The sequence below is a fragment of the Nocardia sp. NPDC003482 genome (assembly GCF_053588115.1).
Genome location: NZ_JBSFPI010000004.1, coordinates 353,603 through 378,831, shown reverse-complemented (window position 1 = coordinate 378,831; position 25,229 = coordinate 353,603). Strand labels below are relative to the sequence as shown.

Annotated in this window: 21 protein-coding genes and 2 tRNA genes; all 23 read left to right on the top strand. The window is 66.9% G+C overall.

What is annotated here, in order from left to right; translation table 11 throughout:
* The first annotated feature begins 29 nt into the window (after positions 1 to 29).
* The 23 genes from ACWDSJ_RS08855 to ACWDSJ_RS08745 all read left to right on the top strand — a co-directional run bounded on the left by ACWDSJ_RS08855 (position 30) and on the right by ACWDSJ_RS08745 (position 25,191).
* Positions 30 to 102: transfer RNA gene (locus ACWDSJ_RS08855), tRNA-Met, on the top strand.
* A gap of 45 nt (positions 103 to 147) precedes the next feature.
* On the top strand, positions 148 to 318 hold the full coding sequence (gene rpmG, locus ACWDSJ_RS08850; RefSeq protein ID WP_011211653.1) for a 50S ribosomal protein L33: 171 nt from the start codon (positions 148 to 150) through the stop codon (positions 316 to 318).
* A 138-nt stretch (positions 319 to 456) separates the two neighbouring features.
* Positions 457 to 1,512 carry a fused (3R)-hydroxyacyl-ACP dehydratase subunits HadA/HadB gene (locus tag ACWDSJ_RS08845; protein ID WP_387360177.1) on the top strand — a complete coding sequence of 352 codons (1,056 nt, stop codon included), beginning with the start codon at positions 457 to 459 and terminating at the stop codon, positions 1,510 to 1,512.
* Between the two features lie 173 nt (positions 1,513 to 1,685).
* Positions 1,686 to 1,758, top strand: a tRNA-Trp gene (locus tag ACWDSJ_RS08840).
* 27 nt (positions 1,759 to 1,785) lie between these two features.
* Positions 1,786 to 2,202 (top strand): preprotein translocase subunit SecE, encoded by a 417-nt coding sequence (secE, locus tag ACWDSJ_RS08835; protein WP_387359567.1) that lies wholly within the window; start codon positions 1,786 to 1,788, stop codon positions 2,200 to 2,202.
* A 241-nt stretch (positions 2,203 to 2,443) separates the two neighbouring features.
* The gene (gene nusG / locus ACWDSJ_RS08830) at positions 2,444 to 3,151 is read left to right on the top strand and encodes a transcription termination/antitermination protein NusG (RefSeq protein ID WP_387360179.1); all 708 of its coding nucleotides are present in this window, start codon (positions 2,444 to 2,446) and stop codon (positions 3,149 to 3,151) included.
* A gap of 38 nt (positions 3,152 to 3,189) precedes the next feature.
* Entirely contained in the window at positions 3,190 to 3,624 is a 435-nt protein-coding gene (gene rplK, locus ACWDSJ_RS08825) for a 50S ribosomal protein L11 (RefSeq protein WP_387359569.1), read from the top strand.
* Between the two features lie 68 nt (positions 3,625 to 3,692).
* Positions 3,693 to 4,406, top strand: coding sequence for a 50S ribosomal protein L1 (gene rplA, locus ACWDSJ_RS08820; protein WP_387359571.1), 714 nt, complete (start codon positions 3,693 to 3,695; stop codon positions 4,404 to 4,406).
* A 372-nt stretch (positions 4,407 to 4,778) separates the two neighbouring features.
* The gene (gene rplJ / locus ACWDSJ_RS08815; RefSeq protein WP_387359573.1) at positions 4,779 to 5,333 is read left to right on the top strand and encodes a 50S ribosomal protein L10; all 555 of its coding nucleotides are present in this window, start codon (positions 4,779 to 4,781) and stop codon (positions 5,331 to 5,333) included.
* Between the two features lie 62 nt (positions 5,334 to 5,395).
* On the top strand, positions 5,396 to 5,779 hold the full coding sequence (gene rplL, locus ACWDSJ_RS08810; RefSeq protein ID WP_387359575.1) for a 50S ribosomal protein L7/L12: 384 nt from the start codon (positions 5,396 to 5,398) through the stop codon (positions 5,777 to 5,779).
* A 221-nt stretch (positions 5,780 to 6,000) separates the two neighbouring features.
* A complete protein-coding gene (locus tag ACWDSJ_RS08805) occupies positions 6,001 to 7,077 on the top strand; it encodes an ABC transporter ATP-binding protein (RefSeq protein ID WP_387359577.1) in 1,077 nt (358 codons plus the stop codon).
* An 11-nt stretch (positions 7,078 to 7,088) separates the two neighbouring features.
* Positions 7,089 to 7,883 (top strand): MlaE family ABC transporter permease, encoded by a 795-nt coding sequence (locus ACWDSJ_RS08800; RefSeq protein WP_387359579.1) that lies wholly within the window; start codon positions 7,089 to 7,091, stop codon positions 7,881 to 7,883.
* A gap of 2 nt (positions 7,884 to 7,885) precedes the next feature.
* Complete coding sequence (locus ACWDSJ_RS08795; RefSeq protein ID WP_387360181.1) at positions 7,886 to 8,740, top strand: MlaE family ABC transporter permease; 855 nt, start codon at positions 7,886 to 7,888, stop codon at positions 8,738 to 8,740.
* A 17-nt stretch (positions 8,741 to 8,757) separates the two neighbouring features.
* Positions 8,758 to 10,089, top strand: a complete 1,332-nt coding sequence (locus tag ACWDSJ_RS08790) for an MCE family protein (RefSeq protein WP_450030430.1) — start codon at positions 8,758 to 8,760, stop codon at positions 10,087 to 10,089.
* Complete coding sequence (locus ACWDSJ_RS08785) at positions 10,086 to 11,168, top strand: MCE family protein (protein ID WP_450030352.1); 1,083 nt, start codon at positions 10,086 to 10,088, stop codon at positions 11,166 to 11,168. The genes ACWDSJ_RS08790 and ACWDSJ_RS08785 overlap by 4 nt, the downstream gene beginning before the upstream one ends.
* Before the next feature lie 14 nt (positions 11,169 to 11,182).
* Positions 11,183 to 12,178: an MCE family protein gene (locus tag ACWDSJ_RS08780; protein ID WP_450030428.1), complete on the top strand. Its 996-nt coding sequence runs from the start codon at positions 11,183 to 11,185 to the stop codon at positions 12,176 to 12,178.
* Entirely contained in the window at positions 12,178 to 13,407 is a 1,230-nt protein-coding gene (locus tag ACWDSJ_RS08775; RefSeq protein WP_387359583.1) for an MCE family protein, read from the top strand. The genes ACWDSJ_RS08780 and ACWDSJ_RS08775 overlap by 1 nt, the downstream gene beginning before the upstream one ends.
* Positions 13,404 to 14,615, top strand: coding sequence for an MCE family protein (locus tag ACWDSJ_RS08770; protein ID WP_450030350.1), 1,212 nt, complete (start codon positions 13,404 to 13,406; stop codon positions 14,613 to 14,615). Before ACWDSJ_RS08775 ends, ACWDSJ_RS08770 begins: the two co-directional genes overlap by 4 nt.
* Positions 14,612 to 15,853 (top strand): MCE family protein, encoded by a 1,242-nt coding sequence (locus tag ACWDSJ_RS08765; RefSeq protein WP_387359587.1) that lies wholly within the window; start codon positions 14,612 to 14,614, stop codon positions 15,851 to 15,853. The genes ACWDSJ_RS08770 and ACWDSJ_RS08765 overlap by 4 nt, the downstream gene beginning before the upstream one ends.
* Before the next feature lie 52 nt (positions 15,854 to 15,905).
* A complete protein-coding gene (locus ACWDSJ_RS08760; protein WP_450030348.1) occupies positions 15,906 to 16,574 on the top strand; it encodes a hypothetical protein in 669 nt (222 codons plus the stop codon).
* A gap of 9 nt (positions 16,575 to 16,583) precedes the next feature.
* Positions 16,584 to 17,273, top strand: coding sequence for a hypothetical protein (locus ACWDSJ_RS08755; protein ID WP_450030347.1), 690 nt, complete (start codon positions 16,584 to 16,586; stop codon positions 17,271 to 17,273).
* 421 nt (positions 17,274 to 17,694) lie between these two features.
* Positions 17,695 to 21,180: a DNA-directed RNA polymerase subunit beta gene (gene rpoB / locus ACWDSJ_RS08750; protein WP_387359593.1), complete on the top strand. Its 3,486-nt coding sequence runs from the start codon at positions 17,695 to 17,697 to the stop codon at positions 21,178 to 21,180.
* 57 nt (positions 21,181 to 21,237) lie between these two features.
* Positions 21,238 to 25,191 carry a DNA-directed RNA polymerase subunit beta' gene (locus ACWDSJ_RS08745; RefSeq protein ID WP_450030345.1) on the top strand — a complete coding sequence of 1,318 codons (3,954 nt, stop codon included), beginning with the start codon at positions 21,238 to 21,240 and terminating at the stop codon, positions 25,189 to 25,191.
* The last annotated feature ends 38 nt before the right edge of the window (positions 25,192 to 25,229 follow it).

Here is a 25,229-nt window from a genome sequence, read left to right as displayed (position 1 = left end):
GCGGCGGCACCGCAGCAATACCGTGTCATGGCGGTGTAGCTCAGGTGGTAGAGCAAACGACTCATAATCGTTGTGTCGCCGGTTCGAGTCCGGCCATCGCTACCCATACCGATCCACCCTCAGGCTGACTGGAAAGAAGGCATTATCGTGGCCGCGAAGTCCACCGATGTCCGGCCAAAGATCACCTTGGCCTGCGAGCAGTGCAAGCATCGCAACTACATCACCAAGAAGAACCGGCGCAACGACCCGGACCGCCTCGAGCTGAAGAAGTTCTGCCCGAACTGCGGCACCCACCGGGCGCACCGCGAATCTCGCTAACTTCACCACGCGTGCCAGCTGCCGCGTAGAAACGGTGCCGGAGTGGTCTCCCCGCTCCGGCATTTGGTGTAAGTGCGGTAGTGAGCGCTCCGCCGACTCCCGGTAGCGGGGTCAGATAGGGATCAGCCTTCCGTGACAATCAACACCGGAACCGCGGTCGAGACCGAGCAGGTGCTCGATCCGGCGGCCCACGCCGCCGAGATGGTCGGCCATCACTACCGCGTGGACGACTACTACGAGGTCGGCCGCGAGAAGGTGCGCGAGTACGCGCGCGCCGTGCAGGACTACCACCCGGTGCACTGGCAGGAGGGCGCGGCCCGCGAACACGGCTACGACGGCCTGCTCGCCCCGCTGACCTTCATCTCCCTGGTCGGAATCCTGGCCCAGCGCAAGCTCTTCGAACAGGTCGTCACCGGCTACGACCTGAGCCAGATCATGCAGACCGATCAGATCCTGGAGTTCCACCGGCCCATCAAGGTCGGCGATCAGCTCGTCTGCGACGTGTATCTGCACTCGTTCCGGCAGGCGTTCGGCGGCGACATCATCGTCACCAAGAACATCGTCACCTCGCGCGACGAGCTGGTGCTCACCACCTACACCACGCTGGTCGGACGCAGTGGCGGCGACGTCGATCCGAATATCGCCGACGCGGTGCGCAACATCCTCATGCACGGCCTCGGCGAGACGCCCGAACAGGCGCCGGAATCCGAGGCGGCCGGGCTGGACGCCCCCGCGGCGACCCCGACCGAGCCGGAACCGTGGATCCCGGCCCGCGCCCTGTCCTTCGACAGCGTGTCCGTCGGCGACGAACTCCCCCCGCGGACCGTCACGCTGACCCGCGGCGATCTGGTGAACTACGCGGGCGTGTCCGGCGACGCCAACCCGATCCACTGGAGTGACGAGGTCGTCAAGCTCGCCGGGCTCGACAACGTGGTCGCGCACGGCATGCTCACCATGGGTCTGGGCGGCGGTCTGGTCACCTCGTGGCTGGGCGATCCGGGCGGGGTCAAGGAGTACAACGTCCGCTTCACCAGCCCGGTCTACGTGCCCGCGGACCGCCCGGCGCAGATCGAGTACACCGGCAAGGTGAAGTCGGTCGATCCCGCGACCCGCACGGCCGTCGTGGCGATCGTCGCGAAATCCGAGGGGCGCAAGATCTTCGGGCGCGCGACGGCGACGGTCCAGCTGTCCTGACAGGCCGATTGGCAATCGCGCGGGACGGTAACGTACACTCGGGTCTCTGGGGATTCCAGCCGCTGCGCGCTGCTCTGAATGGGGCGGCGCGCGTATTGTGTGGCTCCCGGGAATACAACTGAATCGAATCGTGCTGGATCACCGTGCGCCCGCGGCGACGGAAGTCCGGCCCGAGGGGCGTAGCTCAATTGGCAGAGCAGCGGTCTCCAAAACCGCAGGTTGCAGGTTCAAGTCCTGTCGCCCCTGCACTGGATGCCAGCGAAAGGACTAGACGTGAGCGACGAGCGGGACCTTCGCCACGGCGGCGCGCATGCCGCCGATGACGATGACACCGCTGCGGTGAGTCGGCCGACCGGTAAGCGGTCCGCCCGGCGTGCTCGCGGCTCCCAGAGCGACACCGGCTCGGTCGCCACGATCGAGCGTTCGAGTTCTCGCTCCGATACGGCATCGCGCAAGGCGTCCAAGCCGGCCGACAAGGGCAAGGCCGGTCGCGGTTCGGGTAATCCGCTCAAGCGCCTGGTGAAGTTCCTGCGCGAGGTCATCGCCGAACTGCGCAAGGTGATCTGGCCCAACCGCAAGCAGATGGTCACCTATACGAGCGTGGTCCTGGTGTTCGTGGTCTTCATGGTCGCGTTCATCGCCGGGTTGGATCTGGCGTTCATCAAGGGCGTCAACTGGCTGTTCGGCTAGCTGACCGTCGGCGCCGGTCACCGTCTCGGGTTGGATTCGGACGGTGCCATCCGCCGGATTCCGTATCCGGCACGCAGAGGAAGTTAGTGACGACACAGGAAGCGAGTGCCCAGTGAGCACCCCGGAGAACGGCACATACGAAGAGTTCCCGGCCGAGGAGACGGTGGCCGAGGCCACCGAGACGACGGCCGAGGACTCCGCGGGGGCCACCGGCGGGAGCGCTGGGCCCGAAGGCGGCAGCTTGCGTAACCACGAAGGGCCTGCGGACGCCGCATCGAACACCGAGGCCACTGAGGCGCCCGCCGAACCCGAGGCACCGGCCGATCCGGTCGCGGAGATGAAGGCCGCGCTGCGGCGCGCCCCCGGCGACTGGTACGTCGTGCACTCCTACGCCGGGTACGAGAACAAGGTCAAGGCCAACCTCGAGACCCGCGTGCAGAACCTGGGCCTCGAGGACTACATCTTCCAGGTCGAGGTGCCGACCGAACAGGTCACCCTGATCAAGAACGGCCAGCGCAAGAACGTGCAGCAGAAGGTGCTGCCGGGCTACATCCTGGTGCGGATGGACCTCAACGACGAGTCGTGGGGCGCGGTGCGCAACACGCCCGGCGTCACCGGATTCGTCGGCGCCACCTCCCGGCCCTCGCCGCTGTCCATCGATGACGTGGTGAAGTTCCTGGTCCCCGCCGAGCAGCAGCAGAAGAAGCCCGCCGCCGCGGCCGCCAACGCCTCCGCCGCCGAGACCGCGACCGAGGTCGCGCCCAAGCCGACCATCCAGGTCGACTTCGAGGTCGGCGAGTCGGTCACCGTCATGGACGGCCCCTTCGCGACGCTGCCCGCCAGCATCTCCGAGGTCAACGCCGAGCAGCAGAAGCTCAAGGTGCTGGTGTCGATCTTCGGGCGCGAGACCCCGGTGGAGCTGGCCTTCACCCAGGTCGCGAAGATCTGAGACTTGCAATAACGCAAGAAACCAACCAAGGAAGAAAGATGCCCCCCAAGAAGAAGAAGGTCTCCGGGCTCATCAAGCTCCAGATCCAGGCCGGTGCGGCCAACCCCGCCCCGCCCGTGGGTCCCGCGCTCGGTCAGCACGGCGTCAACATCATGGAGTTCTGCAAGGCGTACAACGCGGCGACCGAGTCGCAGCGTGGCAACGTCATCCCGGTCGAGATCACGGTCTACGAGGACCGCTCGTTCGACTTCAAGCTGAAGACTCCGCCCGCCGCCAAGCTCCTGCTCAAGGCCGCCGGTGTGCAGAAGGGCTCCCCCGAGCCGCACCGCAACAAGGTCGCCCAGGTCACCATGGAGCAGATCCGCGAGATCGCCAAGACCAAGCAGGAAGACCTGAACGCCAACGATCTCGATCAGGCGGCGAAGATCATCGCGGGCACCGCCCGTTCGATGGGGATCACCATCGCGGAGTAGCTCACTCCCTCGTGGGAGGGACGGCCAGTCCCGTACCACTGCTGACTTACGACTAAGGACAGAACAACATGGCAAAACGAAGCAAGGCGTATCTCGAGGCGGCCGCCAAGGTCGACCGTTCGCTGCTGTACTCCCCGTTGTCGGCCACCCGGCTGGCCAAGGAGACCTCCACCACGAAGACCGACGCCACCGTCGAGGTGGCCGTGCGCCTGGGCGTGGACCCGCGCAAGGCCGATCAGATGGTCCGCGGCACCGTGAACCTGCCGCACGGCACCGGTAAGACCGCCCGCGTCATCGTGTTCGCGGCCGGTGAGAAGGCCGCCGAGGCCGAGGCCGCCGGCGCGGACGCCGTGGGCGCCGAGGATCTGATCGAGCGCATCCAGGGCGGCTGGCTGGACTTCGACGCCGCGATCGCCACCCCGGACCAGATGGCCAAGGTCGGCCGCATCGCGCGCGTGCTGGGCCCCCGCGGCCTGATGCCGAACCCGAAGACGGGCACGGTCACCACCGATGTGACCAAGGCCGTCAACGACATCAAGGGCGGCAAGATCAACTTCCGCGTCGACAAGCAGGCCAACCTCCACTTCGTGATCGGCAAGGCCAGCTTCGAGGACAAGAAGCTGGTGGAGAACTACGGCGCGGCCCTCGACGAGATCCTCCGCCTCAAGCCCTCCACCGCGAAGGGCCGCTACGTCAAGAAGGTGACGATTTCGACCAACACCGGCCCGGGCATCCCGGTGGACCCGAACCGCACCCGCAACCTCACCGACGAGGACGCGTAGCGACGAGAACTCGACAGGGCCGGTGCGAATCCCGCACCGGCCCTTCGTGTTTCGCGGGGTGGCCGACCCGTTTTGGCAGTTCGGGGGCCTTCCGCTATTCTGGACAACGGTCGTCGGCCTGTTCGGCGATCACCCCCAATCGTTCTACCGAAGACCGTTGGTCGCTGCCCTCGGGCAGTCGAAGGTCCGGCGTCATCGCTGGCGGCCCACGCAGGCAGAGCCGAGGTCGGGAAATCTGTGCGAGTTCGCTCGTGCGTGTTTTCTTGTGCGCCCCGGGATGCCCTGCGTCCGGGGCGTTTGCTTTGCCGCCGGGCAGTCTCCCTCCGGGAATCGGTAGTTCTCATCACCGACCATCCAGAGAGGAGGCGAAGTATGGCGAAGACCTGGAAGGTCGAGGCGGTCGAGGAGATCACCGAGCAGTTCAAGGGTGCTACCGCCACCGTGGTCACGGAATACCGTGGCCTGTCGGTCGGCAAGCTCACCGAGCTGCGTCGGGCGCTCGGCGCCGGGGCGACCTACTCCGTCGCCAAGAACACCCTGGTCAAGCGCGCGGCCGCCGAGGCGGGCGTCGACGGCCTGGATGACCTGTTCGTCGGTCCGACCGCCATCACCTTCATCACCGGTGAACCGGTCGAGGCCGCGAAGGCGCTGAAGACCTTCGCCAAGGACAACAAGGCCCTGATCATCAAGGGCGGCTACATGGACGGCGCGCCGCTGTCCGTGGCCGAGGTCGAGCGGATCGCCGACCTGGAGTCCCGCGAGGTGCTGCTGGCCAAGCTGGCCGGTGCCATGAAGGGCAACCTGACCAAGGCGGCCGGCCTGTTCGCCGCGCCCGCGAGCCAGGTCGCTCGGCTGTTCGCTGCCCTCGAGGAGAAGCAGCGCACCGCCGGTGGGGCCGCCGAGGCTCCCGCCGCGGACGCCGAATAAGCGCATCCACCAACACTTTTCCCGTTCCGGCGGGAGCAAGCCTCATATCGAAAGGAAACACCATGGCCAACGTTGACGAGCTGCTCGAGACCATCGGCAACATGACCCTGCTCGAGCTCTCGGACTTCGTGAAGAAGTTCGAGGAGAAGTTCGAGGTCACCGCCGCCGCTCCGGTCGCGGTCGCCGCCGCCCCGGGTGCCGCGGGCGCCCCGGCCGAAGCCGCCGAGGAGCAGGACGAGTTCGACGTCGTGCTCGAGGGCGCCGGCGACAAGAAGATCCAGGTCATCAAGGTCGTCCGCGAGATCGTGTCCGGCCTGGGCCTGAAGGAGGCCAAGGACCTCGTCGAGAGCGCCCCGAAGCCGATCCTGGAGAAGGTCGCCAAGGACGCCGCCGAGGCCGCCAAGGCGAAGCTGGAAGAGGCCGGCGCCAAGGTCTCGGTCAAGTAATAAGCCGTAAAAGGCTGGTAGAAAAGGGCGGTTCCCCTTGGGGGGCCGCCTTTTTCGCATTTCCGTAGCACGGGGGAAGTTTTCTACCCGCGAGTCAGGTAGGGTGTGCTGCGCCAGCGGCATGCGATACAGTTGCCGCACCCAGTGTGACGCGTCACACGGCACCCGAAAAATCGGTGACGCGGCCAGTGGGCGCTCGTCGAAGAATTGTGGAGGTTGGCGTGGGCGTCGAGGTCAGGACCGAAGGGGTCACCAAGTCTTTCGGGTCCCAGCGTATTTGGCAGGACGTCACGCTGACGCTGCCACCGGGGGAAGTCAGCGCGCTGCTCGGCCCGTCCGGCACCGGTAAGTCCGTGTTCCTGAAGTCGCTCATCGGTCTGCTGCGCCCCGAGCGCGGCCACATCTACATCGATGGCCGCGACATCACCACCTGCTCCAACAAGGAGCTCTACGAGATCCGCAAGCTGTTCGGCGTCCTGTTCCAGGACGGCGCGCTGTTCGGCTCGATGAACCTGTTCGACAACGTGGCGTTCCCGCTGCGCGAGCACACCAAGAAGAACGAGTCCGAGATCCGCAAGATCGTCATGGAGAAGCTCGAGCTGACCGGTCTGCTCGGCGCGGAGGGCAAGCTCCCGGGCGAGATCTCCGGCGGTATGCGCAAGCGCGCCGGGCTGGCCCGCGCGCTCGTGCTGGATCCGCAGATCATCCTCGTCGACGAGCCCGACTCCGGTCTGGACCCGGTCCGCACGACCTATCTGTCGCAGCTGCTGATCGACATCAACGCGCAGATCGACGCGACGATCCTGATCGTGACCCACAACATCAACCTGGCCCGGACCGTGCCCGACAACATCGGCATGCTGTTCCGTCGCCAGCTGGTCATGTTCGGCCCGCGTGAGGTGCTGCTGACCTCGGAGGAGCCGGTGGTCAAGCAGTTCCTCAACGGCCGCATGATCGGTCCGATCGGCATGTCCGAGGAGAAGGACGAGGCGCAGATGGCCCGCGAGCAGGCGCTCGCCGACGCCGGCCACTACGACAACGGCACCGACGAGGTCGAGGGCATCATCCCGCAGATGAAGGCCACCCCGGGTATGCCGCTGCGCCAGGCCGTCGAGCGCCGCCGCGCCCGGGTGCTGGAGATCATGCACACCCTGCCGCATGCGGCCCAGGTCGCTATCCGCGAATCCATGGACCAGAACGGCGATACACAAGTTCTGCCCGCCTACACCGGCAACGCTCCGGAATACCAGGGCGGCGCGTACGACACCACGGTCCGTCACCACCCAACCAACGGGTAACATCTCGAACCGTGAATCAAACCCTGGCACGGCTGCGCACCCCGGTCGAGTCGGGTTTTGCACAGGCCGGCAATATCTTCGCGCTATTACTCGATGTAGCGCGCAAGGTATTCCGCCGGCCTTTCCAGTGGCGGGAGTTCGTCGAACAGTCGTGGTTCATCGCGAGTGTCTCGATTCTCCCGGCCGCACTGGTGGCAATCCCGTTCGGCGCCGTGGTGGCGTTACAGACCGGTTCACTCATCAAACAGATCGGCGCGGAGTCGCTCACCGGCGCGACGAGCGTGCTGGCAGTCGTCCAGCAAGCGGCGCCGGTCGTCACGGCCCTGATCACCGCGGGCGCCGCGGGGTCGGCCGTGGCCGCGGATCTCGGCTCGCGGACCATCCGCGAGGAGATCGACGCGATGGAGGTCCTCGGCATCGATCCCGTACAGCGGCTCGTGGTGCCGCGCGTGCTGGGCATGATGCTGGTGGCGTTGCTGCTCAACGGTCTGGTGTCGGTCGTCGGCATCTGCGGCGGCTATTTCTTCAACGTGCTGCTGCAGGGCGGCACCCCGGGCTCGTATCTGGCGTCCTTCTCGGCGCTGGCCCAGCTGCCCGACCTGTGGGTCGGCGAGTTGAAGGCATTGATCTTCGGCCTGATCGCGGGCGTCATCGCCGCGTACAAGGGCCTGAATCCCAAGGGGGGCCCGAAAGGAGTCGGTGACGCGGTGAATCAATCCGTGGTGATCACCTTCCTGGTCCTCTTCTTCGTCAATCTCGTGGTCACGCTGGTGTACCTGCAGATCGTCCCGGCCAAGGGGTCGTGAGCATGGTCTCCGTACAACGTTCCCCGGCGTTGCGCCGGGTGGGCTCGGCCCTGCGCGCACCCGTGAACGTCATCGATCGCGCGGGCGATCAGATGTCGTTCTACTCCAAGGCGATCGCCTGGATCCCGCGCACGATCGTGCACTTCCGCAAGGAGGTCATGCGGCTGCTGGCCGAGGTGACCTTCGGTTCGGGCGCGCTCGCGGTCATCGGCGGCACGATCGGCGTGGTCGTGATGATGTCGGCCTCGGTCGGCGTGGTGGTCGGTCTGCAGGGCTTCAAGGCGCTCGACGCGCTGGGCTCGTCGGTGCTCACCGGCTTCCTGACCGGCTACATCAACACCCGTGAGCTGGCCCCGCTGGTCGCCGCGATCGCGTTGTCGGCCACGGTCGGCTGCGGTTTCACCGCGCAGCTGGGCGCGATGCGCATCTCCGAGGAGATCGACGCGCTCGAGGTGATGGCCGTGCCGGGCGTGCCGTTCCTGGTGTCCACCCGGGTCATCGCGGGCTTCGTGGCGGTGATCCCGCTCTACGTCGTCGGCCTGCTCGGCACATACCTGGCATCCCGGCAGATCAACGTGTGGTTCAACGGGCAGTCGTCCGGTTCCTACGACCACTATTTCGGCTTGTTCCTGCCCCCGGAGGACGTTCTCTATTCGTTCCTCAAGGTGCTCGTGTTCGCATTCGTGATCATCCTGATCCACTGCTATTACGGGTATACCGCCACGGGCGGACCGGCCGGCGTCGGCGTGGCCGTGGGCCGCGCGGTGCGCGCATCGATCGTTCTGATCAACATCCTGGATTTCTTTTTGAGCCTTGCCATTTGGGGAACGAATACCACGGTGCGGGTGGCCGGATGAACGAGCGCAGGGTCGAAATGTGGCGTGCCACAGAGAAATTGCGCAAGCGAACGCTGGGCATACTCTTCTTCGTCGTGATGGCTCTGTTCCTCTACACGACCATCGCCATCTACAACAAGGTGTGGGTCGACACCGTGAAGGTGGACCTGCTCACCGACAACGTGGGCAACGCGCTGACCCGCAACGCGGATGTGAAGGTCCGCGGCGTGAACGTCGGCGAGGTCCGCTCGAGCGAATCCACCGGCGGCCGAGTCACTCTGCATCTGGCCCTGGACCCCGGTAAGGCCGCGAAGATCCCGGCCAACGTGACCGGACGTCTGCTGCCCAAGACCCTGTTCGGTGAGCGCTACGTCGAACTGATGTGGCCCGAGCAGCCCAGCGGGCAGTACCTGAAGCCGGGCGCGGTCCTGCATCAGGACGCGAGCGGTAACGCCGTCGAGGTGAGCCGCCTGCTCGACAGCGTGCTGCCGCTGTTGCAGGCGATCCCGCCGCAGTATCTGGCCTCCACCCTGGGCGCGCTGTCGCAGGCGCTCGGCGGCCAGGGCCGGGAACTGGGCGACACCATCGATCGGCTCGACCACATCTTCCGCGATCTCAACGACGTGCTGCCCACCCTGCGCGACGATCTGCGCAGCTTCGCCACCGTGGCCGACACCTACTCCGACGCGCTGCCGCAGCTGGTGGACACCTTCGACAACCTGCGCACGACCAATGCCACGATCGGGCAGAAGCGGTCGCAGATCGACACCCTGTACTCGGTGCTGACCCCGACGTCCTCGCATACGGCCGACTTCCTGATCCTCAACCGCGACAACATCATCGACGTCGCCGCGGACTCCCGTGAGGCGCTGGAACTGCTGGCCACCTACTCACCCAGCTACGCCTGCACCATGCGCAACTTCGCTCAGCTCAGCCCGCGCATCACCAAGCTGTTCGGTCCCGGCACGGGCATGCCCGGCGTGCGGACCAATGTGCAGATCGTGAATCCGCGCGGCCGCTACCTGCCCAACCAGGACGAGCCGCGCTGGCTCGACACCCGCGGACCGGTCTGCCTGCCCGAACCCGCGCTGGGCACCGATCTCGGCCAGTACCCGACCGGGCCCTACAACGACGGTTCCTATCCGGTGCCCAGCCGCGCGCCCGGCGATCAGAACGCCGGACATCTACCGCCCGCGCAGTTCTCGGTGTACGGATCGGGCGCGCCGACGCTGGCCGGATCGCCCGCCGAGGAGCGGGCCGTGGGCGCGGTGCTCGGCGCGGCCAACGACGTCCCACCGTCCGAGGTGCCGGACTGGATCAGCCGCATCGCGGCTCCGGCCCTGCGCGGCAGCGAGGTGAGTGTGCGATGAGCGGATCCCTGCGCGGCCTGGCCGGGCCGCTGACCAAACTGCTGATCTTCGTCGTGGTGACGTTGTTCGTGACCACGCTGCTGGCGCTGACCATCGCCAACTACAGCGGCGGCGGCAAACAGTTCAAGGCCCGCTTCGCCGACGCGACCTCGCTGAATCCGGGCGACGAGGTCCGGGTGGCCGGGGTGCGGGTCGGCAAGGTGAACAAGGTGGCGGTGGCCGACCGCTCCCAGGCCGAGGTCACCTTCGAACTCAACGACCGCGACTGGCTGCCCGCCTCGACCATCGCGACCATCCGGTACCGCAACCTGGTCGGACAGCGCTACATCGCGCTGGAACAGGGCAGCGGGCAGCAGGGCCGAAAGCTCAACGCGGGCGGCACGATTCCGCTCGACCACACCCGGTCGGCGCTGAATCTGACCACCCTGTTCAACGGCTTCCGGCCGCTGTTCCAGACGCTGTCGGCCGAGGACGTGAACAAGCTGTCCTACGAGATCATCCAGGTCTTCCAGGGTGAATCGGGCACGATCACCGATCTGGTCCGCAACACCGCGAGCCTGACCAACAAGATCGCCGACAAGGACGCGGTGATCGGCGAGATCGTCAAGAACCTCAATGCCATTCTGGACGCGGTCAATTCGCGCGACGGTCAGCTCAACGATCTGATCGTCAATACCGAATCGCTGGTCAGCGGTCTCAACGCCGAACGCGGCACGATCGGTTCGGCGGTGCAGTCGCTGGGCAACCTGGCCTCGGCCACCTCCGATCTGCTGGTGCCGACCCGCCCGACCCTGCAGGGGTCGATCGCGGGCCTGAACCAGCTGACCGGCGAATTGTCCTCGCGCCGAGACGATATCGATCAGGCGCTGACGAATCTGCCGATCAAGATGGAGAAGCTGGCGCGGGCCGGCAGCTACGGTTCCTGGTTCCAGTTCTATCTGTGCGGCATCGACGTCGTCGCCGGGCCGGGGGATCCGCGCAAGACCCCGGACCTCAACGTGCCCGCGGGGCTGCCGACGGTGAATCAGCCCGTCTACACCAACCCCGCGCCGCGCTGCCATGGGAAGGGTGGTCGCTGATGGACGAACGCGGCATGTTCGGCAAGCGCAGCCCGGCGTTCATGGGCGGGCTCGGCCTGCTGCTGGTCCTGTTGGTCACGATGTCGGCGTTCTCGGTCGACAAACTGCCGATCATCGGGGCCGGGATCCGGTACACCGCCGAGTTCTCCGAGGCGGCCGGGCTGAAGAAGGGCAACGAGGTCCGCATCGCGGGGGTGAAGGTCGGCGACGTCTCGGATGTGAGCCTCGCCGGTGACCACGTGCTGGTCACCTTCCGCGCGCGCGACGCCTGGGTGGGCGATCAGACCACCGCGTCCATCCAGATCAAGACCCTGCTCGGGCAGAAGTATCTGGCACTGGATCCCAAGGGGAGCAAGGCCGCCGATCCGGGTCATCCGATTCCGTTGTCCCGCACGGTGTCTCCGTACGACGTGGTGGACGCGTTCAGCGACGCCGCCAAGCAGATCCAGCAGACCGACACCGCGCAGCTGGCCACCAGCTTCCGTGTGCTGTCCGACGCGTTCTCGGGCACCCCGCCGGAGATCCGCGGCTCGATCGACGGCGTGGCCCGGCTGTCGGAGACCCTCGCCAAGCGCGACGAACAGTTGAAGCAGCTGTTCGCGGCGACCAGCAAGACGACCAAGGTGCTGGCCGACCGCAACGCCGAATTCGAGAGGCTGCTCGCCAACGGCGGCCAGCTGCTGACCGAGCTGAACGTCCGCCAGCAGGCCATCCAACAGCTGCTCACCGGCGCGAAGTCGGTGGCGGCCGAGCTGACCGCGCTCGTGCACGACAACGAGCAGCAGATCGGCCCGGCGCTGACCAATCTGAAGAAGTCCATCGACCTGCTCAACGACAACCAGCAGAACATCTCCAGGACGCTGACCCTGGCCGCGCCCTTCTACAACATCTACGCCAACGTGCTGGGCAGCGGTCGCTGGTTCGACGCGGTGATCACGAATCTGATCCCGCCCGCGCTGCCGGAGATCCCGGGTGCTCGCCCGCCGGTCCGGACCCTGGGAGGCAACTGATGGGACGCACCGCCAAGGTTTCCATCGCGCTGGTGGCCGCGGCCGCGGTCGTGCTCGCGGGCGTGTTGTGGTGGCTGTTCGACCATTTCAACACCACGAAGATCACCGCGTACTTCGACAAGTCGATCGGCATCTACACCGGTTCCGACGTCCGCATCCTGGGCGTGCCGGTCGGTTCGGTGGATTCGGTTGTGCCGCAGGGTGATCAGGTGAAGGTCACGATGTCCGTCGACCGCAAGTACGACATCCCGGCCGACGCCAAGGCCGCGCAGATCACCCCGTCGGTGGTGTCGGACCGGTTCATCCAGCTCACCCCGGTCTATCGGGGCGGGCCGAAGATGCCCCGCGAGGCCACGATTCCCAAGGAGCGCACCGCGACCCCGGTCGAGGTGGACCGGCTCTACAAGAGCATCGCCCAGCTGTCGGACGCCCTCGGTCCGGACGGCGCGAACAAGGACGGCGCGGTCAACGACCTGGTGCGCTCGTCGGCGGCGAATCTCGCGGGTAACGGTGAGGCGCTGGCCAATTCGTTCACCCAGCTCTCGCACGCGGCGCGGTACCTGTCGGATTCGCGCGGCGACATCTTCGACACCATCAAGAACCTCCAGGTCTTCGTGCACACGCTGGCCGAGAACGACGCCCAGGTGCGCGAATTCAATACGCAGCTGGCCGATCTCGCGACCTTCCTCGCCGGTGAGCGGCAGGATCTCGGCCAGGCGCTGAACCTGCTGTCGATCGCGCTGGGCGATGTGGCCCGGTTCATCGACGACAACCGGGATCTGGTCGCCCAGAACGCCGAGGCGCTGACCAAACTCACCAAGACCCTCGCCGACCAGCGCGACGATCTGGCCCGCGCGCTGCCGGTGCTGCCGGTCGCGCTGAGCAACCTGATCAACGCGCACAACGGCGAGACCGGCACCCTCGACATGCGGCCGAACTTCCCCGATCTCCAGGATCCGTTCGGCGTGATCTGCAAGATGCTGGATCTGAGCAAGCTGCGCCCCGGCGATCCGCAGTTCGACGCGCTCGGACGGCAGATGCGGCCGCTCCTCGACCACTGCCAGGCGATCACCGACCAGATCACCGCCGGGGTGAAGACCCCGACGCTGATCCTGCCGTTCGGCATCCTCTCCGGCGACAACGAGCAGCGCGCGCCGGTTCCGGGCACCGTGCCCGGCACGCCGTCGAACCAGCTGCCGCCCTCGCAGCAGGAAGGTGGGCAGCGATGACACGCACCGCGCGAATCGCGTTGGGCGGCACCGCTTTCGGGCTGTGCGCCGCGTTGGTGACGGCGTGTTCGTCGGACGGCATGTACAGCGTGCCGCTGCCCGGCGGCGCCGACACCGGCGATCATCCGCTGCACATCGACGTCCGCTTCGACGACGTGCTGGATCTGGTGCCGCAGTCCGCGGTCAAGGTCGAGGGCGTGCCGGTCGGCCGGGTCGACAAGATCGATGTCGCGCCGGACGGCTGGACCGCCAGCGTGCACACCCTCGTCAACGCGTCGGTGAAACTGCCCGCCAACGCGCACGCCGAGGTGAAGCAGTCCAATCTGCTGGGCGAGAAGTTCATCGAATTGTCCGCTCCCGCACAGGATCCCGCGCCCGAACGGCTCGCCGACGGCGCGGTCATCCCGGTCGAGCGCACCCGGCACGCGACCGAGGTCGAACAGGTCCTCGGCGCGCTGTCGCTGCTGCTCAACGGCGGCGGGGTGGCGCAGTTGCAGCCGATCGTGGTCGAGCTGAACAAGGCGCTGGCCGGGCGGGAGAACAAGGCCCGTTCGCTGCTCGACCAGGCCGACACCCTCATCGACGGACTGAACAAACAGGTCGACGACATCCAGCGCGCGCTCGACGGGCTCGGCACGCTGTCGAGCCGGGTGGGCCAGCAGACCGAGCAGATCGGCAAGATCCTCGACGAACTGCCCGCGGGCATCAAGATCCTCGACGAGCAGCGGCCGCAGCTGATCGGGCTGCTGCGGCAACTGGACCGGCTCGGTCAGGCGGGCATGGACGTGCTCGACCACTCCAAGGAGAACCTGATCCGGGATCTGCAATCGCTGCGGCCGACCTTGCAGGAATTGGGTAGGGCCGCACCGGATCTGGTGACCGCGCTGCCGCTCATCCCGACCTATCCGTTCCCCGACGCCTCGATCGACGCGGCCATCGGCGGGCAGGTCAACACGTTCCTGGTGGTGGATCTGCAGATCGCCGAGACGCTGTCCAATCTCGGTGTGGGCAAACCGGATCCGGTGTTCATCCAGACCACCCCGCCGATCAATGTGGACCCGTCGAATCCGTGGGTGGGCGGCAACGGGCCGCGCCCGGGCTGGCCGACGGTGTCGCTGCTGCCGCTGCCCGCGGCCGTGGCCGCGCCCGCGCCGAACAATCCGCTCGGGGCGATCCTCGACCAGTTGGGAGTGGGTGGTCACCCGTGAGTCGCCTCGTCCGTATCCAGCTCATCGCGTTCGCGGTGATCGCGGTGCTCGGCGTCGTGTACGTCGGCGCGCGCTACGTCCACCTGGACCACATGCTCGGCTTCGGCCAGTACCGGGTCACCGTGCGGGCCAAGGAGACCGGCAATCTCTCCAAGGGCGCCGAGGTCACCTATCGCGGCGTGGCGGTGGGCCGGGTGAACTCCATGGACATCACCCCCGACGGCGTGCTCATCGACCTCGAACTCGATTCGGGCAAGCCGAAGGTGCCCGCGAGCGCGAAGGCCGTGGTGGCCAACCGATCCGCGATCGGCGAGCAGTACGTGGATCTGGAACCGGACCGCGCGGGCGGGCCGTATCTGCGCGACGGTTCGGTCATCGACGGCGCGGAGACCCCGATCCGAGTGGAGGACCTGCTGGCCAGCGTCGACCACTTCGCGTCCACGACCGATCTACAGGCGCTGTCGACCACGGTCACCGAACTCGGCAAGGCGTTCGACGGCCAGGGCGACAATCTGCGCGTGCTGCTGGACTCGCTGAACAAGTTCAGCGCCACCGGCGTCGAGGCGTTGCGGCCGACGGTCGATCTGATCCGCGACGCCCAGGTGGTGCTCGGCACCCAGGCCGACCAGTCCGGGGCCATCCGGCAGTTCAGCGAGGGCCTGGACCGGCTCAGCCTGCAACTGAAGGCCAACGACCCCGATCTGCGGCGGTTGATCGGCACCGGCACCGACGCGGGCCGCGCGATCGACGCCCTGCTGGATCAGAGCGCCGATCCGCTGACCAAGGATCTGGCGAATCTGCGCGCGCTGCTGCTGTCGGTGTCGCCGAAGTACTACGCGCTCAAACCGCTGTTGCAGATGCTGCCGATCCTGTCGTGGGGCGGTTCGGCGACCGCGCCGGGCGACGGCACCACGCACTTCGGGCTGGTGCTCGAGACCAACAATCCGCCCGCCTGCACCCAGGGCTACGAGGGCACCAAACAGCTCCTCCAGCAGATGAAGGCGCAGAACCCGGACTTCGACGACACCCGCGACGACTTCCCGCTCAATCTGAACGCGCAATGCACTGTCCCACAAGGCAATCCGACCGCGGTGCGCGGCGGGGCGCGGGCCGAACTGGCCGATCCGAGCATCCCGCAACCCTGGGACGGCAAGCCCAAGACCGATCCGGACCGGCTCGACCTGTCCCCGGTGGCCGTGCAGCTGGCGACCCTCATGGGCGTGACCCCGAAGCGGTGAGCAGCGGGAAGGGCCGATTCGACGGCGGAGACGACGACGTTAGGGTGACGCTGTGAGTTCCGATCCCGATACCGCTACGCCGCCCGCGCCGACCCAGCCGGTCCCGTCCGGCGAATCGTCGGCATCCCGGCTGCCGACGGTGCTGACCGCCGTCGCGGCGGTCGCCGCCGCCGTGGCCCTGGTGGCCGCGCTGTGGTTCGGATTCGGCTGGGCGCGCGCGGCCTGGTTCACCGACGGCCCGCGCGCGGCCGCCCGGGACGCCGCCCTCGACGGGGCGCGGCAGGCGGCGGTGAACATCACCACCCTGAAACTCGACGACGTCGACGGGTCGCTGGGCACCGCCCGCTCGTCGATGACCGGCGATCTGCTCGACACCGCCGACAAGAACAAGGACCAGATGAAGCAGCGGGCCGTCGCGGGCGGGGTGAACTCGACCTCGAAGGTGCTCAACGCCGCGCTCACCCAGCTGAACAGCGAACGCGACCACGCCTCGACGCTGGTCGTGCTGGAGGTGGATTCCGCCGGTCCCGGAAAGCCCTCGGAGCGACTGCGTTTCACCTGGGCGATCGACATGGTGAAGACCGGGGACGTGTGGAAGGCCGAACAGGTCCAGACCGTCGCCGAGCCGGTCTCGCTCGACGCGGCCGCCCCGGAGCCCCAGCCCGGCGCCCAGCCCGCGCCGGCCACGACGCCCGCGCCCACCCCGACGCCGGGACCGTAGGAGGCCACCATGACGGAATCCCGCCGACCGATCAATCGCGTCTCGCGCCGCCGCCCGGCCGCGAAGACGCCCGCGAAGAAGACGACCACCCGCCGGGTGGCCGGGCGTCCGGGCCCGGCCGAACAGCGCCGATCCGTCCAGCGTCCGCCCGCCGACCGGTCCGCGGGCGCGCGGGCGTGGCGGCTGCCGACACGGGACCGGACGCGGGCCACGTCGCGCTGGCGGCCCGCGATCCTGCTCGCGGTCGCCGCGTTGCTGCTGGCCGCGGTCGCGGTGACGGCCGCATTCCGGCCGGGTGTGGACGACGCGAATCGCGCCTTCCTCGACAATGCCGAGACCGAACAGGTCAAGGCCGCGACCGCGCAGGTGCTCGCCACGGTCTACGGCACCGACGCCGCGAATATGGGCGGCTACAAGGACGCCGCCAAGAAGGTCCTGACCGGTAAGGCGCTCGCCGATTCGGACAAATATCTCGACACCGTCGTGCAGGCCGTCCAGCAGACCGGCACCAAGGCCGACATCCGTACCGACCCCATCGGTGTGACTTTCCTCACCAAAGACAACGCCGAGGTCATCGCGAACATGACCGTCGGACTGACCAAGGACGGCGCCGTGCAGCAGAGCGCCACGGGTCCGATCTTGGTCCGATTGACGAAGGTGGGCGACCGCTGGCTCGCCAGCGATCTCCCCGATCGCTGAGGTCAGCGGGAGATCTACCAGCGCCACAGGCGATCTCGTGCCCGTTTTCGCGGCCCCGCCACTTGACGAGTGTCGTCCGACCAGTCACGCTATTCACAACAGCGGCAGCTGTCACAGGGTCGAGTGCCCCGGTTGAGACGCAGCCGACGAGCCCGCACGCAGCCAGCGGAAACGGGTCCGGCGCGCCAACTGTTTGGAACTCGGCTCGGGTGGTACTTTGACACCCTCTCTTCAGGGGTGTAGGTTTGGACGTTGCGCTGGCTGCCCTCTGTCCATACCTCGATCACACTACGAAAGTTCCACCGCCGAGGTGTTACTTCCGTCTTTTGCTGTTTGGGGTTCGTTCTGGGGTGCTACCAGCGGGAATCTCCAAGTAGCAAAGACAAGCGACGGTCGCGGACCACCACGCGACGCGCGTGAGGTGCTGGAAGGACGCATCTTGGCAGTCTCCACCCAGACCAAGGCCGGTATCCCCGGAGCCCCGAAGCGGGTGTCTTTCGCGAAGATCCGTGAGCCTCTCGAGGTTCCGGGTCTTCTCGATCTACAGACCGATTCGTTCGCCTGGCTGATCGGTTCGCCGGATTGGCGGGAGAAGGCGATCGCCCGCGGCGACGTCAACCCGTTCGGCGGGCTCGAGGAGGTGCTCGAAGAGCTCTCGCCGATCGAGGACTTCTCGGGATCGATGTCCCTGTCCTTCTCCGATCCGCGCTTCGAAGAGGTCAAGGCCTCCATCGAGGAGTGCAAGGACAAGGACATGACCTACGCGGCGCCGCTGTTCGTCACCGCGGAGTTCATCAACAACAACACGGGTGAGATCAAGTCCCAGACGGTCTTCATGGGTGACTTCCCGATGATGACCGACAAGGGCACGTTCATCATCAACGGCACCGAGCGTGTCGTCGTCTCCCAGCTGGTCCGCTCGCCGGGCGTCTACTTCGACGAGACCATCGACAAGGGCACCGAGAAGACCCTGCACAGCGTGCGCGTGATCCCGAGCCGCGGGGCGTGGCTCGAGTTCGACGTGGACAAGCGCGACACCGTCGGCGTCCGCATCGACCGCAAGCGCCGCCAGCCGGTCACCGTGCTGCTCAAGGCGCTGGGCATGACCACCGAGGAGATCGTCGAGCGCTTCTCCTTCTCCGAGATCATGATGTCGACCCTGGAGAAGGACAACACCGCCGGTCAGGACGAGGCGTTGCTGGACATCTACCGCAAGCTGCGTCCGGGCGAGCCGCCGACCAAGGAGTCCGCGCAGACCCTGCTGGAGAACCTGTTCTTCAAGGAGAAGCGCTACGACCTCGCGCGCGTCGGCCGCTACAAGGTCAACAAGAAGCTCGGCCTGAACCCGGGCGAGCCGATCACCGGTTCGGTGCTGACCCGCGACGACATCATCACCACCATCGAGTACCTGGTCCGCCTGCATCAGGGCGACAAGGAGATGACCGCCCCCGGCGGCGTGGAGGTGCCCGTCGAGGTCGACGACATCGACCACTTCGGCAACCGTCGCCTGCGCACGGTCGGCGAGCTGATCCAGAACCAGATCCGCGTGGGCCTCTCGCGCATGGAACGCGTTGTGCGCGAACGCATGACGACCCAGGACGTCGAGGCGATCACCCCGCAGACCCTGATCAACATCCGGCCCGTGGTGGCGGCGATCAAGGAGTTCTTCGGCACCTCGCAGCTGTCGCAGTTCATGGACCAGAACAACCCGCTGTCGGGCCTGACCCACAAGCGCCGCCTCTCGGCGCTGGGCCCGGGTGGTCTGTCCCGTGAGCGCGCCGGCCTCGAGGTCCGCGACGTGCACCCCTCGCACTACGGCCGCATGTGCCCGATCGAGACCCCGGAAGGCCCGAACATCGGCCTGATCGGCTCGCTGTCGGTGTACGCGCGGGTCAACCCGTTCGGGTTCATCGAGACCCCGTACCGCAAGGTCGTCGACGGCCGGGTCACCGACGAGGTCGTGTACCTGACCGCCGACGAGGAGGACCGCCACATCCGCGCCCAGGCGAACTCGCCGGTGGAGCGGGACGGCACCTTCGTCGAGGACCGGGTCCTGGCCCGCCGCGGCAACGAGGAGATGGAGTACGTCCCGGCCAAGGACGTCGACTACATGGATGTGTCGCCGCGCCAGATGGTTTCGGTCGCGACCGCGATGATCCCGTTCCTCGAGCACGACGACGCCAACCGCGCGCTCATGGGCGCGAACATGCAGCGCCAGGCCGTGCCGCTGATCCGTTCCGAGTCGCCGCTCGTCGGCACCGGCATGGAACTGCGCGCCGCGGTCGACGCCGGTGACGTGGTCGTGAACGACAAACCTGGTGTGGTGGAAGAGGTTTCGGCCGACTACATCACCGTCATGCACGACGACGGCACCCGGCGCAGCTACCGGTTGCGTAAGTTCGCGCGGTCGAATCAGGGCACCTGCGCGAATCAGCGTCCGATCGTGGACGAGGGTCAGCGGGTGGAGAAGGGTCAGGTTCTCGCCGACGGTCCGTGCACCGAGAACGGTGAGATGGCCCTGGGCAAGAACCTGCTCGTCGCCGTCATGCCGTGGGAGGGTCACAACTACGAGGACGCGATCATCCTGTCGCAGCGTCTCGTGGAGGAGGACGTGCTCACCTCGATCCATATCGAGGAGCACGAGATCGACGCCCGGGACACCAAGCTCGGTGCGGAGGAGATCACTCGCGATATCCCGAATGTGTCCGATGAGGTGCTCGCCGATCTGGACGAGCGTGGCATCGTGCGTATCGGCGCGGAGGTTCGTGACGGTGACATCCTGGTCGGCAAGGTGACCCCGAAGGGTGAGACCGAGCTGACGCCGGAGGAGCGGTTGCTGCGGGCGATCTTCGGTGAGAAGGCGCGTGAGGTGCGTGACACCTCGTTGAAGGTGCCGCACGGTGAGTCCGGCAAGGTGATCGGTATTCGCGTGTTCTCCCGTGAGGACGACGACGATCTGCCGCCGGGTGTGAACGAGCTGGTGCGGGTGTATGTGGCGCAGAAGCGCAAGATCCAGGACGGTGACAAGCTCGCCGGTCGCCACGGGAACAAGGGTGTGATCGGGAAGATCCTCGCGAAGGAGGATATGCCGTTCCTGCCCGACGGGACCCCGGTGGACATCATCTTGAACACCCATGGTGTGCCGCGTCGTATGAACATCGGCCAGATCCTGGAGACCCACCTGGGGTGGATCGCCAAGAGCGGCTGGCAGGTCGAGGGCGAGCCCGAGTGGGCGAAGAACCTGCCCGAGGAGATGATCGGCCAGCCCGCCGACACCAATATCGCCACCCCGGTGTTCGACGGCGCCCAGGAAGAGGAGCTCACCGGCCTGCTCGGCTCGACGCTGCCCAACCGCGACGGCGAGACGATGGTCAACTCCGACGGTAAGGCCGTGCTGTTCGACGGCCGCTCCGGCGAACCGTTCCCGTACCCGGTCGCGGTCGGCTACATGTACATCCTGAAGCTGCACCACCTGGTCGACGACAAGATCCACGCGCGCTCGACCGGTCCGTACTCGATGATCACCCAGCAGCCGCTGGGCGGTAAGGCGCAGTTCGGTGGTCAGCGCTTCGGCGAGATGGAGTGCTGGGCCATGCAGGCCTACGGCGCCGCCTACACCCTGCAGGAACTGCTCACCATCAAGTCCGACGACGTGGTCGGCCGCGTGAAGGTGTACGAGGCGATCGTCAAGGGCGAGAACATCCCCGAGCCGGGCATTCCGGAGTCGTTCAAGGTGTTGCTCAAGGAACTCCAGTCCCTGTGCCTGAACGTCGAGGTGCTGTCGTCCGACGGCGCCGCGATCGAACTGCGCGAGGGCGAGGACGAGGACCTCGAGCGCGCCGCGGCGAACCTGGGAATCAACCTGTCCCGCAACGAGGCTGCGACGGTCGACGATCTGGCGCAGTGAGCTGATGACTAGCGAATTTTGCTCGAAACTCAACCCGAACAGGGGAAAGGAAGTTACGTGCTAGACGTCAACTTCTTCGATGAACTCCGGATCGGCCTGGCCACCGCCGAAGACATCCGTAACTGGTCCTACGGTGAGGTCAAGAAGCCGGAGACCATCAACTACCGCACGCTCAAGCCGGAGAAGGACGGCTTGTTCTGCGAGAAGATCTTCGGTCCCACCCGGGACTGGGAGTGCTACTGCGGCAAGTACAAGCGCGTGCGCTTCAAGGGCATCATCTGCGAGCGCTGCGGCGTCGAGGTGACCCGTGCCAAGGTGCGGCGTGAGCGGATGGGCCACATCGAGCTGGCCGCGCCGGTCACCCACATCTGGTACTTCAAGGGCGTCCCGTCGCGCCTGGGCTACCTGCTGGACCTGGCGCCGAAGGATCTCGAGAAGATCATCTACTTCGCCGCCTACGTCATCACCACCGTCGACGACGAGCTGCGCCACAACGAACTCTCCACCCTCGAGGCGGAGATGGAGGTCGAGAAGAAGGCCGTCGCCGATCAGCGCGACGCCGATCTCGAGGCCCGCGCCCAGAAGCTGGAGGCCGACCTGGCCGAGCTCGAGGCCGAGGGCGCGAAGTCCGACGTGCGCCGCAAGGTCAAGGACGGCGGCGAGCGCGAGATGCGTCAGCTGCGCGACCGCGCCCAGCGCGAGCTGGACCGGCTCGACGAGATCTGGACCACCTTCACCAAGCTGGCCCCCAAGCAGCTGATCGTGGACGAGGTCCTCTACCGCGAGCTCCAGGACCGCTACGGCGAGTACTTCACCGGTGCCATGGGTGCCGAGGCGATCCAGAAGCTCATGGAGAACTTCGACATCGAGGCCGAGGCCGAGAACCTGCGCGAGACCATCCGAACGGGCAAGGGCCAGAAGAAGCTTCGCGCCCTCAAGCGCCTGAAGGTCGTCGCCGCGTTCCAGACCAACGGCAACTCGCCGATGGGCATGGTCCTCGACGCCGTCCCGGTGATCCCGCCGGAACTGCGCCCGATGGTGCAGCTCGACGGTGGCCGCTTCGCGACCTCCGACCTGAACGACCTGTACCGCCGCGTCATCAACCGCAACAACCGCCTCAAGCGACTGATCGATCTGGGCGCGCCCGAGATCATCGTCAACAACGAGAAGCGGATGCTGCAGGAGTCGGTGGACGCCCTGTTCGACAACGGCCGCCGCGGCCGTCCGGTCACCGGACCGGGCAACCGTCCGCTGAAGTCGCTGTCGGATCTGCTCAAGGGCAAGCAGGGTCGCTTCCGTCAGAACCTGCTCGGCAAGCGCGTCGACTACTCCGGCCGTTCCGTCATCGTCGTCGGTCCCCAGCTGAAGCTGCACCAGTGCGGTCTGCCGAAGCTGATGGCGCTCGAGCTGTTCAAGCCGTTCGTCATGAAGCGGCTGGTCGACCTGAACCACGCGCAGAACATCAAGTCCGCCAAGCGGATGGTCGAGCGGCAGCGGCCGCAGGTGTGGGACGTCCTCGAAGAGGTCATCGCCGAGCACCCCGTGCTGCTCAACCGCGCGCCCACCCTGCACCGGCTGGGTATCCAGGCCTTCGAACCACTTCTGGTGGAGGGCAAGGCGATTCAGCTGCACCCGCTGGTCTGTGAGGCGTTCAACGCCGACTTCGACGGTGACCAGATGGCCGTGCACCTGCCGCTGTCCGCGGAGGCGCAGGCCGAGGCCCGCATCCTGATGCTGTCCTCGAACAACATCCTGTCCCCGGCGTCGGGCCGCCCGCTGGCCATGCCCCGCCTGGACATGGTGACCGGCCTGTACTACCTGACCCGCATGGAGGAGGGCGCCAAGGGCGAGTACCGCGAAGCCACCGCGGACGAGCCGGAATTCGGCGTGTACTCCTCCCCGGCCGAGGCCCAGATGGCCGTCGACCGCGGCGAGCTGACCGTGCGCTCGCGGATCAAGGTGCGCCTGACCGATCAGCGCCCGCCGAAGAACGTCGAGGCCGAGCTGTTCCCGAACGGCTGGCAGCGCGGCGACGCCTGGACCACGATCACCACGCTGGGCCGGGTCATCTTCAACGAGCTGCTGCCCGCGGACTACGCGTTCATCGACGAGCAGATGCCGAAGAAGCGGCAGGCCGCGATCATCAACGATCTGGCCGAGCGCTACCCGATGATCGTGGTCGCGCAGACCGTCGACAAGCTCAAGGACGCCGGTTTCTACTGGGCCACCCGGTCCGGTGTCACCGTCTCCATGTCCGACGTGCTGGTGCCGCCGGAGAAGACCGAGATCATGGAGCGCTACGAGGCGCAGTCGGATCAGATCGAGAAGAAGTACCAGCGCGGTGCGCTCGATCATCAGGAGCGCAACAACGCCCTGGTCAAGATCTGGCAGGAGGCCACCGAAGAGGTCGGTAAGGCGCTGCGCGCGCACTACCCGGCCGACAACCCGATCATCACGATCGTGGATTCGGGCGCCACGGGTAACTTCACCCAGACCCGTACCCTCGCGGGCATGAAGGGTCTGGTGACCAACCCGAAGGGTGAGTTCATCCCGCGGCCGATCAAGTCCTCCTTCCGTGAGGGCCTGACGGTGCTGGAGTACTTCATCAACACCCACGGTGCGCGAAAGGGCTTGGCCGACACCGCGCTTCGCACCGCCGACTCGGGTTACCTGACCCGTCGTCTGGTGGACGTGTCGCAGGACGTCATCGTCCGCGAGGAGGACTGCGGCACCGAGCGCGGCATCAACGTCCGCATCGCGGAGAAGATGGCCGACGGCACGCTGATCCGCGACCCGCACGTCGAGACCAGCACCTACGCCCGGACCGCGGCGATCGACATCATCGACGCGAACGGCAACGTGGTGGTCGAGAAGGGCCACGACATCGGCGACCCGGCGATCGACGCGCTGCTCGAGGCCGGCGTCACCGAGGTCAAGGTGCGGTCGGTGCTGACCTGCACCTCGGCGACCGGTGTCTGCGCGATGTGCTACGGCCGTTCGATGGCCACCGGCAAGCTGGTGGACGTCGGCGAGGCCGTCGGCATCGTCGCCGCCCAGTCCATCGGTGAGCCCGGCACCCAGCTGACCATGCGCACCTTCCACCAGGGTGGTGTCGCCGGTGACGACATCACCGGTGGTCTGCCCCGCGTGCAGGAGCTGTTCGAGGCCCGTGTCCCCAAGGGCAAGGCCCCGATCGCGGAGGTCTCGGGCCGGGTGCGGCTCGAGGACGACGACCGCTTCTACAAGATCACCATCATTCCGGACGACGGTTCGGAGGAGGTGCTCTACGACAAGCTGTCGAAGCGGCAGCGGCTGCGGGTGTTCAAGCACGACGACGGCTCCGAGCGCCTGCTCGCCGACGGCGACCACGTCGAGGTCGGCCAGCAGCTGCTGGAGGGCTCGGCGGATCCGCACGAGGTGCTGCGCATCATGGGTCCGCGTCAGGTGCAGGTCCACCTGGTCCACGAGGTCCAGGAGGTCTACCGGTCGCAGGGTGTGTCCATCCACGACAAGCACATCGAGGTGATCGTCCGCCAGATGCTGCGCCGCGTCACGATCATCGACTCGGGCGCGACGGAGTTCCTGCCCGGTTCGCTGGTCGAGCGCGCCGAGTTCGAGGCGTCGAACCGTCGCGTGGTGGCCGAGGGCGCCGAGCCCGCGGCCGGCCGTCCGGTGCTGATGGGTATCACCAAGGCGTCGCTGGCCACGGATTCCTGGCTGTCGGCGGCCTCCTTCCAGGAGACCACCCGAGTGCTGACGGACGCGGCCATCAACTGCCGCTCCGACAAGCTGATCGGCCTGAAGGAGAACGTGATCATCGGCAAGCTGATCCCCGCGGGCACCGGCATCAACCGGTACCGCAACATCCAGGTTCAGCCCACCGAGGAGGCCCGCGCGGCCGCCTACGCCGTCCCGTCCTACGACGACACCTACTACACCCCCGACGGCTTCGGCCAGACCACGGGTGCCGCGGTGCCGCTGGACGACTACGGCTTCAGCGACTACCGGTAACCACCTGGTAGACAACGACATTCGGCCCCCGCTCCGAT